This is a genomic window from Marinitoga lauensis, from assembly GCF_004135675.1.
In the GTDB taxonomy this organism is placed as follows: domain Bacteria; phylum Thermotogota; class Thermotogae; order Petrotogales; family Petrotogaceae; genus Marinitoga; species Marinitoga lauensis.
On sequence record NZ_QHLX01000005.1, the window covers coordinates 278002 to 292285 of the forward strand.

The window sequence follows — 14284 nt, forward strand, 5'->3', positions numbered from 1 at the left end:
TCTCATGCTCGAGGGAACTCAGAGGCCGCACCATAATCTGGTGTGGTCTTTTTTTATTACAAAATAAATTTTATTTAGGAGGTAGATATTATGAAAAAGTTATTGGTTGTATTAAGTATTGTTATTTTTTCCGTTGTAATTTTTGGTGGTAAAATTGAGGAAATTCAAAAACGTGGTGTTTTATTAATTGGACAAGACCCTGCCTACGCCCCTTTTTACGGTATTAATGAAAACGGTAAAAGAATAGGACACGATATTGAATTCGCTAAAATTTTAGCTGAATTGTTAGGCGTGAAAGTTAAATTTGTTATTACTAATTGGGATGGTATTATACCTGCATTAATGACAAATAAATTTGATATTATATTAGCAGCTATGACTATAACACCTGAAAGAGCTTTAAAAGTGAATTTTACTATACCTTATTATCAAACCGGTCAAGCATTAATGTATAATTCAAAAAAATATCCTGATGGATTAAGCATAAAAAAAGTTAGTGAAATGGGAGAAAAAGTAAAAATAGCAGTTCAGTTAGGATCAACAGGTGAAATAGCAGCAAGAAAATTTTTCCCAAAAGCTAAAATTTTAACTTTTGAAACAGTTGATGCTGCAGCTTATCAATTAATTACTAAAAAAGCGGATGCTATGATTTTTGATGATTTATACTATGGTAATCTTGTAAAAAAATATCCTTTAATAAAAATGGATAGTTCTCTTTTAACAAAAGAAAATCTTGGAATAGCAGTAAAAAAAGAAGATATTGACTTACTTTTATGGTTAAATACAGTTATTGAATATTTAAAGACAGATGGAACATTTGAACAATTGAAACAAAAATGGATGATTGATTATAAATGGTAATATAAAATTACAACAAAGTAACAAACAGATTATTGTAAAAAAACTCTTGACAAATTATAATTTATGTGTTAGAATTTCTTAAAAATACTTCTATGATTCCTATGATAGGAGGACATTGGTATGGTAAAATTAAACAATTTATATATTAATTTCACAAATACATTAAATAATCAACCCGAACCCAAGGTGTGGCCTTATAGCACCTTAAGTTCGGTATATAGTTATACTTTATCTTAAGGTAATCAAAGGCCACACTTAAAAAGTGTGGCCTTTTTTATTTTTGAGGAGGTGAAACGATGGATATTGAATTTGATGTTAAGCATGGATTAGAAGGTGTAGCTGTAGCGATTAGTTCAATTTCTTATGTGGATGGTGAAAAGGGTGAATTGGTATATAGAGGATTTAAAATAGAGGATTTAATCGAAAATTCAACCTTTGAAGAAACTTCTTATTTGATATGGTTTGGATCTCTCCCAAACGAAAACGAACTCGATTTCATAACTACAATGTTGGCAAAAAAAAGAGAGTTACCAGAGGAAATTGTAAAAATGATGAATTCTTTTCCTAAAACTTCACATCCGATGGAAGTTTTAAGAAGTGTTGTTTCGTTATTAGGAATGTTTGAAAAGAAAGATAAATCAACTTTTGAAAATGCAATTAATTTAACAGCTAAAATACCAACTATAATTGCATATTGGTATAGAATAAAAAACAATTTGCCCTTAATTCATCCAAGAGAATCTTTAAAACACTCAGAAAACTTTTTATATATGATGTTTGGAAGTGTTCCTGAGCATTCATCTTTATTTGACAAAGCATTGATTTTACATGCAGAACAAGGGATGAATGCATCAACTTTTGCTTCAACTGTTACAGCATCAACTCTATCGGACATATATTCTATTATTACCACGGCTATTGGTACTTTAAAAGGACCTTTGCATGGTGGTGCGAATGAAAAAGTTTTGGATATGCTTGAAGAAATTGGTAATTTAGAAAATGTTGAATTTTATATAAATGATCTAATAAATAGAAAAGAGAAAATTATGGGATTTGGTCATAGAATATATAAAACATATGATCCAAGAGCAAAAATCTTAAAAAATTGGATAAAGGATATTTTTATAAATAAAAAAATTAAATATTTTGAAATTGCTTTGAAAGTTGAAGAAATTGTATTAAATAAATTCAAAGAGAAAAAAATTTATCCGAACGTAGATTTTTATTCTGGTATTTTGTATAACTATTTCGGTATTCCAAAAGATTTTTTTACACCGATTTTTGCTATGGCTAGAATTGTGGGTTGGACTGCCCATGCAATGGAATATTGTAAAAATAATAGAATATTCAGACCTAAAGCTATTTATAATGGCCCGAAAAATTTAAAATATAAAGATGTGAAAGGAGCTGAATAAAATGGGAAAGACAATAGCAGAAAAAATTTTAAGCGCTCATGCTAAAAAAGATGTAATTCCAGGAGAAATTATAGTATCTGATATCGATTTAGCTTTTGTACAGGATGGAACTGGTCCTTTGACAGTAGATCAATTCAATTATTTAAAATTTAACGATGTAAAACAAAAATCCTTAGTTTTTATAGACCATGCTTCGCCAAGTCCTCGAAAGGAATTATCCAATACTCAAAAAAAACTTAGAAATTTTTGTAAAAAAACTTCTGCAGAAATTTATGATATTGGAGAGGGAATTTCGCATCAAATTGTTGCTGAAAAATATGCAAAACCTGGAGATGTTATAGTAGGTGCAGATTCTCATTCCTGTACAGCAGGAGCTTTAGGCGCCTTTGCCACTGGAATGGGTTCAACAGATATTGCACTTGCATATGGATTAGGAAAAGTATGGTTAAAAGTTCCAGAAACTTTTAAAATAATATTAAAAGGAGAATTATCTTTTGGTGTTTATGCAAAAGACATTATTTTATATCTTATAGGTTTGATTGGCGCAGATGGTGCAACATATAAAGCATTAGAATTCAGTGGAGATGGTGTAAATAAACTTTCTATGGAATCGCGTTTAACAATATCAAATATGGCTGTGGAAGCTGGAGCTAAAGTTGGATTATTTCCTACTGATGAAATTACCAGAGAATACTTAAAATCCCAGGGAGAGAAAAGGACTATAAGGAAATAAAAGCAGATGAAGATGCAAAATATGAAAAAATAATTGAAATTGATCTTTCAAAAATAGAACCTCAGGTTGCATTCCCCACACAGTTGATAATAACAGAAATATAAAAGATGCTGTTGGAACAAAAATTGATCAGATTTATATCGGAACATGTACAAATGGGAGAATAGAAGACCTAAGAATTGTCGCAAAAATATTAAAAGGCAAAAAAAAGGCTGATGATATAAGATTAATAATTGCTCCTGCTTCAAAAAAAGTTTATTTAGAAGCTTTAAAAGAAGGATTAATAAATATATTTATTGAATCTGGAGCTACAATTTTGCCACCAGGATGTGGCCCATGTGTAGGAGTTCATGCTGGAGTACCTGCTGATGGAGAAAGAGTACTATCAACTCAAAATAGAAATTTTCATGGTCGAGCTGGTAATCCTAATTCTGAAATTTATTTATCTTCACCAGCTGTTGCTGCAGCAAGTGCTTTAACTGGCTATATTACGGATCCAAGGGAGGTATTAAAATGATATTAAAGGGAAATGTATGGAAATTTGGTGACAATATTTCAACAGATCATATAGCTCCTGGCAGATACTTTCATTTGCGTTCCAATCTTCCGGAATTAGCAAAACATGTTTTAGAAGATGCCAGAGAAGATTTTGCAAAAAAGGTAAAAAACGGAGATATTATAGTTGGAGGGAATAATTTTGGACTTGGTTCGTCAAGAGAACATGCGCCACGAATAATAAAAGTTGCTGGAATTTCCTGTATAATAGCAAAGTCATTTGCTCGAATTTTTTATAGAAATTCTATTAATATAGGGTTACCTGTAATAGAATTAAAAGAAGTTGATGAAATCGATGAAGGTGATGTTTTGGAAGTAAATACAGAAAAGGGAATTATTAAAAATATTACTAAAAATAAAAAATATACATTCATTCCTTTTCCGAAATTTATAAATGACATTATAAAAATTGGTGGTATAGATGAATTTGTAAAAAAGCATAATGGATATGGAGTGTGAAAATATGGAAATTGGAATTATAGGAGTAGGAAATATAGGAAGTATGCTTTTAGAAACATTATATAATGAAAATTATACTTTCAATATAATAAATAGAACCAGATCAAAATTAAAAAAATATGAAAAAATAGAAAGTATTAAAATATGTAAATCAATAAAAGATGTATATGAAAATTCAAAATATATATTTATCGCAGTAAAGCCACAGCATATTGATGAAGTTTTTGAAGAATTATCAGAACTTGAAGAAAAAGAAAATTATTTAATAAGCACTGCTGCAGGAAAAGAATTAAAAGAAATCATAGAAAAAACACATAAAAATAATGTTATTCGAATAATGCCTACAGTGATTTCAAAAATTGGGAAAGGAGTTACTGCAATATCTTTTAACAAAACTATTGAAAAAAATTTCAAGAAATCAGTTATAGATTTGATGAAACCTCTTGGGAAAATTTTAGAATTAGATGAAGAAAAATTTGATGCTTTTACTATTTTAAATAGTAGTGGTCCTGCATTTGTTGCCTTTATTTTAGAAAGCTTTATTGAGGGCGCTATAAATATCGGATTACATGCTGAAACTGCTAAAGATATTGTTTTAAAAACTTTTGAGGGATCCATAAAATTTTTAGAGAAGGAAGAAATAGACCTTTCTGAACTAAAATATCGTGTATCTTCGCCAGGGGAGTCACAATAAAAGGATTATATGAATTAGAACAAAAAGGGGTTAAAGGTGCTATTATGAAATCAATTTATGAATCATATTTGAAAAGTAAAAAATTATAGAAAGGGTGATAAAATGTCTGAATTACATAAAAAAGCAAAAAAATTAAGAATTGCTTCGGATGTCTTGAAAACCATATCATCTAAAGAAAAAAATACTGCTATTATGGAAATAGCAAAATCTATAGAAAAAAATAAAGATTATATACTAACAGAAAACAAAAAAGACGTTGAAATAGCAGAAAAGAAGGGTATAAAAAAATCTCTAATTGATAGGTTAGCTTTGAATGAAAAAAGGATAAAAGGTATGATTGAAGCATGCAAAACCATTGTTAATCTTAAAGACCCTGTTGGCGAAATTTTTGATTCGTTTTTAAGAGATGATGGATTGAGAATAAGTAAAATGAGAGTTCCTATTGGTGTAATTGGAATAATATATGAATCAAGGCCTAATGTTACATTAGAAGCTACAATATTAGCCTTAAAATCAGGAAATACCGTATTATTAAGAGGTGGTTCTGATGCAATTAATTCAAATAAAGCTATAGTAAAAGCTATAAAAGAAGGATTGAAAAATTCAAATATTCCTGAAACTTCTATTGAAATAATTGAGGATGCAAACCGTGAATTAGTTAATGAAATGCTTAAACTAAATGATTATATTGATTTAATCATCCCAAGAGGTGGAAAAGGATTAATTGATTTTGTTGTAAAAAATTCCACTGTTCCTGTTTTAGAAACAGGTGTTGGTATATGTCATATATTTGTAGATGAATCTGCAGATATTAAAAAGTCTATTAATATAATTGATAATGCTAAAACACAAAGACCTGGTACATGTAATACAGTTGAAACAGTATTAATTCATAAAGATATCGCTAAAAAAATATTACCAGAATTAAAGACTCGGTTGGAAGAAAAAAATGTTGAAATAAGAGGCTGTGAAAAAACATTAGATATTATAAACGTTAATAAAGCTACTGAAGAAGATTGGGCTACTGAATATCTTGATTTAATACTATCAATAAAAGTTGTGGAGAACCTTGATGAGGCCATAAATCATATAAAAAAATACTCTACAGGTCATTCTGAATCTATACTAACAGAAAATTATTTTAATGCTATGCGATTTGTAAATGAAATTGACTCTGCTGCAGTCTATATAAATGCTTCGACAAGGTTTACAGATGGCGGAGAATTTGGTATGGGAGCAGAAATGGGTATAAGCACTCAAAAAATGCATGCCAGAGGACCTGTTGGTTTAAAAGAATTAACTACATATAAATATCTAATATTTGGAAACTATAACGTGAGGGATTAAAATGGAAAAAATAGTTATAAAAATAGGAAGTAATCTTCTTGTAAAGGAAAAAGAAATAAATAAAGCCTTTATAATTAAATTAAGTTTAATAATATCAAAATTAATAGAATCAAATAAAAGAGTAGTTATAGTATCTTCTGGAGCAAATGCTGCAGGATTGAAATATTTAAATTTAAATCCTATAAAAAGTTTAGCTCAAAAACAGGCTTTGTGTGCTGTTGGACAGGTTCAGTTAATGAAAATATATGAACAGGCATTTGATTTTTATAATAAAAAAATAGCTCAGATATTATTAACAAGAGATGATTTTTCTAATAGATACAGATTTTTAAATTTAAAAAATACATTAATAGGATTGAACCAATTAAATATAATACCAATAATAAACGAAAACGATACTATTTCCGTAGAAGAAATAAAATTTGGAGATAATGATATGCTGTCCGCATATTTTGCAATTGGATGGGGAGCAGATGGATTAATAATTTTGACTTCAGTTGATGGAGTATACGACAAAAATGGAAATATAATAAAAAAATATACCGAAAAAGAAGAAATATTAAAAATAAAAAAGAGCTCTTTAGGAACTGGTGGGATCAATTCAAAGATCGAGGCGGGAAAATTAGCAGCAAATTCTGGTGTAAAAACATGTATTTGTAATGGAAAAAATTTAAATAACATTGAGAAGTTTATAAATGGAGAGAATCCTGGAACCATATTTTTGCCAGATAAAAGAATGAAAAATAAAAAAGCATGGATAGCATACTTATCCCATAGCAAAGGAAGAATATACGTAAATAAAGGAGCTAAAGATGCAATATTACAAAGAAAGAGTTTATTACCTGTAGGTATAGAAAAAATAGAAGGCAAATTTTTAAAGGGAGATGCGGTGAATATATATTTTAAAAATAATTTAATAGGAAAAGGGATTTCTAATTATTCTTATTTAGAAAGTAAAGAAATTATAGGGAAAAAAAGTGAAGATATATTAAAAATAGAAGACTACGATTATGAAGAATTTATTCATGCAGATAATATTGTATTATTATAATCAGGGTGGTGAATTTATGGAAGAAAAAACAATATTGTATATAGAAGGCGATGGAATTGGGCCGTATATAATGAAACCAGCAATGAAGGTATGGGATGCTGCTTTTAGGCATATTTATAATGAAGACAAAAAGATAAAATGGAAAGAGATACTTGCAGGGAAAAAAGCATTAAAAGAATATGGAAAATTATTACCCGAAGAAACATTAGAACTCTTAAAAAAATATAAAATTGGAATAAAAGGTCCTTTAGAAACACCAGTTGGAAGTGGATATAGGAGTTTAAATGTAGCGATGAGGCAAAAACTTGATTTATATGCATGCATAAGACCCGTAAAATATATGAAAGGTATTAATGCCCCTGTTAAAAGTCCGGAAGATGTTAATATTGTAATATTTAGGGAAAATACAGAGGATGTATATGCTGGAATTGAGTGGGAAGAAAATTCAAAAGAGTCAAATGAATTAATAAAAATACTTAATGAAAAATTTGGAGTTAATTTAAAAAAGTCATCAATAGGAATAAAACCAATTAGTGAATTTAAAACAAAAAGATTAATGAAGAAAGCTATAGAATATGCAATTGAGAATAAGAGAAAAAAAATCACTATAGTTCACAAAGGTAATATTATGAAATATACAGAAGGAAATTTTAGAAATTGGTGTTATGAAGTTGCTAAAGAATATGATTTAGAAAAATATAATATTAAAGTGAATGATATTATTGCGGATAATATGTTTCAACAATTGTTATTAAATCCAGCTAATTTTGATATATTGGTTACTCCGAATTTAAATGGTGATTATTTATCTGATGCAGCAGCGGCTCAAGTTGGAGGAATAGGTATTGTCCCAGGTGCGAATATTGGTGATGAAATAGCCTTATTTGAGCCTACGCATGGAACGGCACCAGGAATAAAAGAACCAAAAATGGCCAATCCTACGTCTTTAATATTATCAGGAGTTTTGTTATTTGAATATATGGGATACAGAACGGTGGCGGAATTAATACAAAAAGCATTAGAAAAAACTATACAAGAGGGATATTTAACTCAAGATTTAGCAAATAAAAAACAGAAATCATTATCCGCTGAAGAATTTGCTGAGAAAATAATTTTGAATTTTATTAATATTTAAGGGTGGGATTCCACCCTTTTTTATATAGTTATGTATTGAAAAGATAACAAAAAAATTATATAATAAACTGAATATAAAAATTTTTTGGAGTGATTAAATTGCATTATTTATTGGCAGTTTTATCTGCATTTTCTTCTTCTGTAACATCAGTATTGGGAAAATATTCGTTTAATATAGGAGCAACAGTATCTCAAATATTGTTTTTGAGATTTCTTTTTTCTTTTATAATATCGGGTATGATTTTTGTTTTTGCAGGATATAAATTTCATTTAAAAAATTTATATTGTTTTCGATACTTGGTATTGTAAACTATGGAATAGCTGCTTATGCTTTTTTTATAGGATTACAATATTTAAATCCAGCATATGCCACTGTAATTTATTTTACAAACCCAATTTTTGTTTCTATATTACAGACAAAAACTACAAAAAGAAAACTGAATATAGTAAACGCTTCTGCGGTTGCTATTTCATTTGTAGGTGTTGTTATAGCAAATCTTGGAGAAAAAGAACTTGTTCAAAATCAAAGTATATTATTTGGTACATCAATAATATTATTTAGTTCATTTGTAAATGCGTTGTTTATAGTTTCCGTTAGTGAGAATATAAAAAAAGAAAAGTCAAATCCATTTGAAAATGCATTTTATACATTTACAGGGGCTTTTATATATTATTTTGCTTTTGTTATGAGAAATAATGAAATATATTCTTTGAACAATGAATTTCTACTAACAGGATTTATACTTGCTGTTTTGGCAACATTTATTCCTTTAACCTTAAATTTTATTGCGTTAAAAAGATTACAATCTCATACATTATCTTTACTAATGCCTTTAGAACTGGTTTTTGCTTCTATATTATCTGCAATCTTTTTTCATGAACCTTTTAATGTTTTAAAGATAATGGGATTTATTATGGTGGGACTTGCACCTATCATAGATATATCAAATGTTGAATCACAAACAATAACATAATTATTATATAAAATATATAGGGGGAATGAAAATGTTGAAAGACATTATTTTTGATCAGGTAAAACCAGCTTATGGATGTACTGAACCAATTGCAGTTGCTCTTGCAGTTGCGATAGGGAAAAAATATTTAAAGGGTGATCTCGAAAGTATAAAAGTAATTCTTGATAAAAATACATATAAAAATGGATTAGAGGTTAATATTCCTGGAACACCATTCATAGGGCTTGAAATCGCTGCAGCATTATCTTTTACGTGTGGTGAAGCCAAACTAGGATTAGAGGTTTTGAAATATGTAGATCAAGAATGTATAGATAAATCTCATAAAATTTTAGGAAAAATAAAGGTAGATGTTGATAAAAAATATACGGGATTAAAGGTGAATTGCATATTAAAAGGAAAAAATAAAATTAATGTGATAATTGAAGGGACGCATGATAATATTGTTCATATTGAAGAAAACGGTGATCCTATTGTTGATAAACCTTTTGAAAAAAGTGGAACGTTATTGGAAAGTATAAAAAAGTATAGTATTGATAATTTAATAGAATATATAGAAAATCCAGAAAAAGAGGTTATAGAATTAGTTGAAAAAGCTATAAGGATAAATACAGAAATAGCGGAAAAGGGATTAAAAACACCAGGGAACTTCGGTAATATTCTGGATTTTGAACCTGTAAATATAGTTCAGGCAGCTGTTGATGCAAGAATGAGTGGAGAATTACTTCCTGTTATGACTGTTGCCGGAAGTGGAAATCAGGGGTTATCATGCACATTGCCAATAGTGAAAATAGGTAAAAAATATAATATGGATAAAGTAAAAAAAGCTATTTTGTTAAGCATGTTAATTACAATTTATATAAAGTCTTACACAGGAGTTTTAACGCCAATATGTGGAGCAGGTTCAATAGCTTCTGCAGGGGTTTCTGCTGGAATTGTATATTTAAAAGGTGGCAATGTAAAACAAATAAAAAATGCAATAAATAACGTTTTATCCACACTTTTTGGTTTAACATGTGATGGAGCTAAAAAAGGCTGTGCATTAAAAGCAGGGACAGGAACATTTGTTGCATTACAAAGCGCAGAATTAGCTTTGAATAATGCAAATATTCCATGTGGAAATGGTATTGCAGCTGAAGATGTTGAAGAAACAATAAAAAGAATTGGTAAATTAACATTATCTATAAAGAAATTTGATGAAGATGTTTTAGAATTTATTGGCAAATGTTAATAGAGGTGAAATTTTGAGTATTGGAATAAAGATATGTCCAAATTGTGGTGAAATAGTAGAAAACGATGAAAAAATATGCCCAAATTGTGATAGTTTTTTTCTAACAAAAAAATGTCCAAGATGCGATGAAATTATGAAAGATGATGTGAAAAAATGTTGGAATTGTGGATGGGACTTTGGAAATAAAAAGAAAAGAAAAAATAAAAAACAGATTTTTATAAAATATATGTTGAAGAAATTACAAATACTAAGTTTGGAAAAACACATTCTTCAAATAAAAAAATTATATTAGATTAACAAATGAGCAAATTGAAATAATAAAAAGAGCGAAAAAAAATAATTTAATAATAAATGCTTTTGCTGGTTCAGGAAAATCAACAACACTTTTAAGTATAGCCTATGCATTAAAAAATAAAAGTTTTCTATTTCTGGCATTTAATAAATCAGTCAAAATAGAAATAGAAGAAAAATAAAAAAGCAAAATTAAATAATATAAAGGTTTTAACAACACACGGATTAGCTTATAAATTTGTAAAACAAGACTTAAACTTCAAAAGTTGGGAAAAGAATTAAAAACTTCAGAAATATCTAAAATATTAAACATAGATATATTCATTGCTGATTTGGTTAGAACAACATTTAATGATTTTTGCAATGGAAATTATACAAGTATTTCAGATGAAACAATAGAAGCAATATTGAATTCAAATCATAAATTAAAGTTTATTAGAGAACAAAAGAATTATATAAAAGATAAAATAATTAGACTTTGGAAATTATACATGGATAAAAAACTTGATATGACACATAATGTTTATCTAAAATATTTTCAAATGAATATAGAAAAATATATTAATTATATTAAATTTGATTATGTTCTTTTAGATGAAGCTCAAGATACAAACGAAGTGGTACTTGATATATTTAAAAAATTGAGAGGGAAAAAAATAATTGTGGGAGACCCTCATCAGCAAATTTATTCTTTTAGAGGGTCCATCAATGCTTTATATAAAATTAGAAATGAAATAGATGCAGAGATTTTATATTTAACAAAAACATTTAGATTCTCAGATTATATAGCAAATAAAGCTAATTTTATTTTAAAAAATTTTAAATCTGAAGAAAAAGAAATAATATCTTTTAAAGAAGATAATAATAAAATTATAGAAAATATATGTTATATTACCAGAACGAATGCTACCCTCATAAAATTAATAGAGAAATTTAATGATTATGAAATAAAATTAGTCAGATCACCAAAGGAAATTTTTCATCTTCCAATTAATATATATTATTTTATTAAATACCTTGAAAACGATAAATATAAAGATTACATAAGTGAAAAATGGATGTTGAATTTTAAATCTCTTGATAGTTTAAAAGATTATGCAGAAGAATTTGAAGATTATGAATTAATTTCTGCCATAAATGTTGCTGAGGATTATAAAGAAAAAATTTTTGAACTTTTAAAAAGCGCAGAAGAAAAATATTTAAAAAATACGGGTAAAATTTTTTTAACTACAGCTCATACCAGTAAAGGTTTGGAATGGGATAAAGTTATTATTTGTCATGATTTTCAGAATATACCTGAGTTGTTAAAAAAAGAAAAATATAAAACGATTAAAGAATTTCAAAAAAATTATAGAATGCATTTAGAAAATTTAATCAATGGAATTATGGAACATTTCGAACACCAATATATTATTGATGAAATTAATCTTTTTATGTAGCTATAACGAGAGCAAAGAAAGATTTGAAACTATATTCAAATAGAGAAATATTTAATATTGATATAAACAAACAGCTTGAGGGTTAACCTCAAGCTGTTTGTTTATGTCAATTTACACAAATATTTAACATTTGCTATATTTGTAAAGAAAAGCTTATGTTCTCTTTTATTCTTTTATTTCAGCTATATAATTGCCTAATAATACTAAAATTACACCTAGAATAGTAAAAATATTAGGATAATTTTTCAATAAAATAGCTTCGGAAATTACTGTAACTATAGGAATTAAAAAAATACCATTTGTTGTAGTTTTTGCTCCTGCTAATCTAATAGCTTTATTCCACCAGATATATCCTAAAGCTGTACAAAAAACGCTTAAAAAAATAAAAGCTATAATAACTTTAGGTTGGAGCCATAATTGAAACAATGGACATGCTCCATTTCCTTTTAATTCAAAAAATACAAAAGGTAAGAAAAATAACATTCCATAAAAATTTAAATCTTTAGTGATTATTAAATTATCATGATTATGTAATTTTTCGATAAAAATTGTATAAAATATCCATGAAAATGAAGCACCAAACATTAGCATATCACCAATTGGATTTAACTTTAAAACAAATCTTCCATTTAAAATAATAATTGTTACACCTAAAAAGGCTAATAATGTTCCAAAATATCTTAATTTATGTGAAAAAGATTTTCTAACTATATCAGAAAAAAATAAATACATTACAGGTGTTGCAGAAATAATTAATGAACCATTTGAAGGCGTAGTATATTGTAAAGCAGTATTTTCAAATAAAAAATAAGCAGTAACACCAAAAAACCAGAAAGCATTACATATATTATTTCTTTTTTGGTATATTTAATTTCTTTTCTAATGAATATTAAAAGCACAGCAGTTGCTAAAAAAAATCTTAAAAAAGCTGCAGTAATTGGAGGAACATTTTGAACTATAATTTTTGTGGCAACAAATGAAATCCCCAAAAAATTACAGTTAGAAGCATATAAATTATGCCTAATGTTTTGTTTGACAAATAAATCACCCCGATTTATTTAATAGATAAACATAGAATCTCCAAAAGAGAAAAAACGATATTTTTCTTTAACTGCAGTTTTATAAGCTTCCATTATAAAATCATATCCGCCAAAAGCTGCAACAAGCATTAGTAAAGTTGATTTTGGTAAATGAAAATTAGTGATTAAAGCATCTATTAACTTAAAATCATAAGGTGGATATATAAAAATATCAGTGGATCCCATATATGCATCCTGATTAGATAAATTAGCTATTGTTTCTAATGTTCTAACAACAGTTGTACCAACACTAATTATTCTACCTTTATTGTTTTTGTATTCTTTTATTTTTTTTACGGTTTCTTTAGGAACTTCATAATATTCTTCATGCATTTCGTGATCTTCTATTTTATTAACTTTTACTGGTCTAAATGTTCCAAGACCTACATGTAAAGTAACTTCTGCAAACTTTATTCCTTTGTTTTTGATTTTTTCTAATAGTTCTTTAGTAAAATGAAGACCGGCAGTTGGTGCAGCAACTGCACCTTGAACCTTTGCATATGCAGTTTGATAACGTTCCTGAGGACCATCATAGTTTTTTATATATGGAGGTAATGGCATCTTTCCAATTTTTTCTATCTCTTCCCATACATCATTATCAGAAGTGAAATGAATTATTCTCGAACCATCGGAATTGTGTTGAATGATTTTGGCATAAAGATGTTCAGAAAATTTTATTTCAGCACCTGTTTTTAATTTAGATCCGGGTTTAACAAGAGCTTTCCATGTATTTTCTTCATGTGTTTTTTCCAACAATAATACCTCAACATTAGCGCCTGTAAGTTTTTTTCCATATAATCTTGCTGGAATTACTTTAGTATTATTGATAACTAATAAATCACCAGGATTTAAATAGTCAATAATATCTCTAAAAATCTTATGTTCTATACTCTTATTTTTTTTATTTAAAACCATTAATTTTGAAGAGTCTCTTGGTTCAACTGGTTTTTGGGCAATATATTCTTCTGGCAAATCATAGTCAAAATCATCTACAGTATATAATGGTTTTCTCATACAATCCTCC

Annotated in this window: 13 protein-coding genes and 3 pseudogenes; 13 read left to right on the plus strand and 3 right to left on the minus strand. The window is 27.7% G+C overall.

Annotated elements, in window-relative coordinates; genetic code table 11:
- Nucleotides 1-90 precede the first annotated feature (90 nt).
- The 13 genes and pseudogenes from DJ007_RS10525 (at nt 91) to DJ007_RS10590 (ending at nt 12181) form a co-directional block, all read left to right on the plus strand.
- Nucleotides 91-861 carry a transporter substrate-binding domain-containing protein gene (locus DJ007_RS10525; RefSeq protein ID WP_129409508.1) on the plus strand — a complete coding sequence of 257 codons (771 nt, stop codon included), beginning with the start codon at nt 91-93 and terminating at the stop codon, nt 859-861.
- Nucleotides 862-1157: 296 nt separating this feature from the next.
- A complete protein-coding gene (locus DJ007_RS10530; RefSeq protein ID WP_129409509.1) occupies nt 1158-2276 on the plus strand; it encodes a citrate/2-methylcitrate synthase in 1119 nt (372 codons plus the stop codon).
- A 1-nt stretch (nt 2277) separates the two neighbouring features.
- Nucleotides 2278-3526, plus strand: a pseudogene (locus tag DJ007_RS20380) (3-isopropylmalate dehydratase large subunit).
- On the plus strand, nt 3526-4023 hold the full coding sequence (locus DJ007_RS10540; RefSeq protein WP_165974124.1) for a 3-isopropylmalate dehydratase small subunit: 498 nt from the start codon (nt 3526-3528) through the stop codon (nt 4021-4023). Before DJ007_RS20380 ends, DJ007_RS10540 begins: the two are co-directional and overlap by 1 nt.
- Before the next feature lie 4 nt (nt 4024-4027).
- A pseudogene (gene proC / locus DJ007_RS10545) lies at nt 4028-4806 on the plus strand (pyrroline-5-carboxylate reductase).
- 13 nt (nt 4807-4819) lie between these two features.
- Complete coding sequence (locus DJ007_RS10555; RefSeq protein ID WP_129409512.1) at nt 4820-6064, plus strand: glutamate-5-semialdehyde dehydrogenase; 1245 nt, start codon at nt 4820-4822, stop codon at nt 6062-6064.
- Between the two features lies 1 nt (nt 6065).
- A complete protein-coding gene (gene proB / locus DJ007_RS10560; protein ID WP_129409513.1) occupies nt 6066-7115 on the plus strand; it encodes a glutamate 5-kinase in 1050 nt (349 codons plus the stop codon).
- Between the two features lie 16 nt (nt 7116-7131).
- Entirely contained in the window at nt 7132-8250 is a 1119-nt protein-coding gene (locus DJ007_RS10565; RefSeq protein WP_129409514.1) for an NADP-dependent isocitrate dehydrogenase, read from the plus strand.
- 283 nt (nt 8251-8533) lie between these two features.
- Entirely contained in the window at nt 8534-9223 is a 690-nt protein-coding gene (locus DJ007_RS10570) for a DMT family transporter (protein WP_206076318.1), read from the plus strand.
- Nucleotides 9224-9254: 31 nt separating this feature from the next.
- On the plus strand, nt 9255-10451 hold the full coding sequence (locus DJ007_RS10575) for an L-cysteine desulfidase family protein (protein ID WP_129409515.1): 1197 nt from the start codon (nt 9255-9257) through the stop codon (nt 10449-10451).
- Between the two features lie 13 nt (nt 10452-10464).
- Nucleotides 10465-10743: a double zinc ribbon domain-containing protein gene (locus DJ007_RS10580; protein WP_165974121.1), complete on the plus strand. Its 279-nt coding sequence runs from the start codon at nt 10465-10467 to the stop codon at nt 10741-10743.
- A complete protein-coding gene (locus tag DJ007_RS20385) occupies nt 10739-10924 on the plus strand; it encodes a DEAD/DEAH box helicase family protein (RefSeq protein ID WP_129409542.1) in 186 nt (61 codons plus the stop codon). The genes DJ007_RS10580 and DJ007_RS20385 overlap by 5 nt, the downstream gene beginning before the upstream one ends.
- 84 nt (nt 10925-11008) lie before the next feature.
- On the plus strand, nt 11009-12181 hold the full coding sequence (locus DJ007_RS10590; RefSeq protein ID WP_129409517.1) for a UvrD-helicase domain-containing protein: 1173 nt from the start codon (nt 11009-11011) through the stop codon (nt 12179-12181).
- A 165-nt stretch (nt 12182-12346) separates the two neighbouring features.
- Here DJ007_RS10590 and DJ007_RS20390 read toward each other — a convergent pair whose 3' ends face one another.
- The 3 genes and pseudogenes from DJ007_RS20390 to queA all read right to left on the minus strand — a co-directional run bounded on the left by DJ007_RS20390 (nt 12347) and on the right by queA (nt 14274).
- Nucleotides 12347-12772, minus strand: coding sequence for a DMT family transporter (locus DJ007_RS20390; protein ID WP_368359758.1), 426 nt, complete (start codon nt 12770-12772; stop codon nt 12347-12349).
- Between the two features lie 102 nt (nt 12773-12874).
- A pseudogene (locus DJ007_RS20395) lies at nt 12875-13170 on the minus strand (EamA family transporter); the annotation flags it as partial.
- 69 nt (nt 13171-13239) lie between these two features.
- The gene (gene queA / locus DJ007_RS10600) at nt 13240-14274 is read right to left on the minus strand and encodes a tRNA preQ1(34) S-adenosylmethionine ribosyltransferase-isomerase QueA (protein WP_129409518.1); all 1035 of its coding nucleotides are present in this window, start codon (nt 14272-14274) and stop codon (nt 13240-13242) included.
- Nucleotides 14275-14284: the final 10 nt, after the last annotated feature.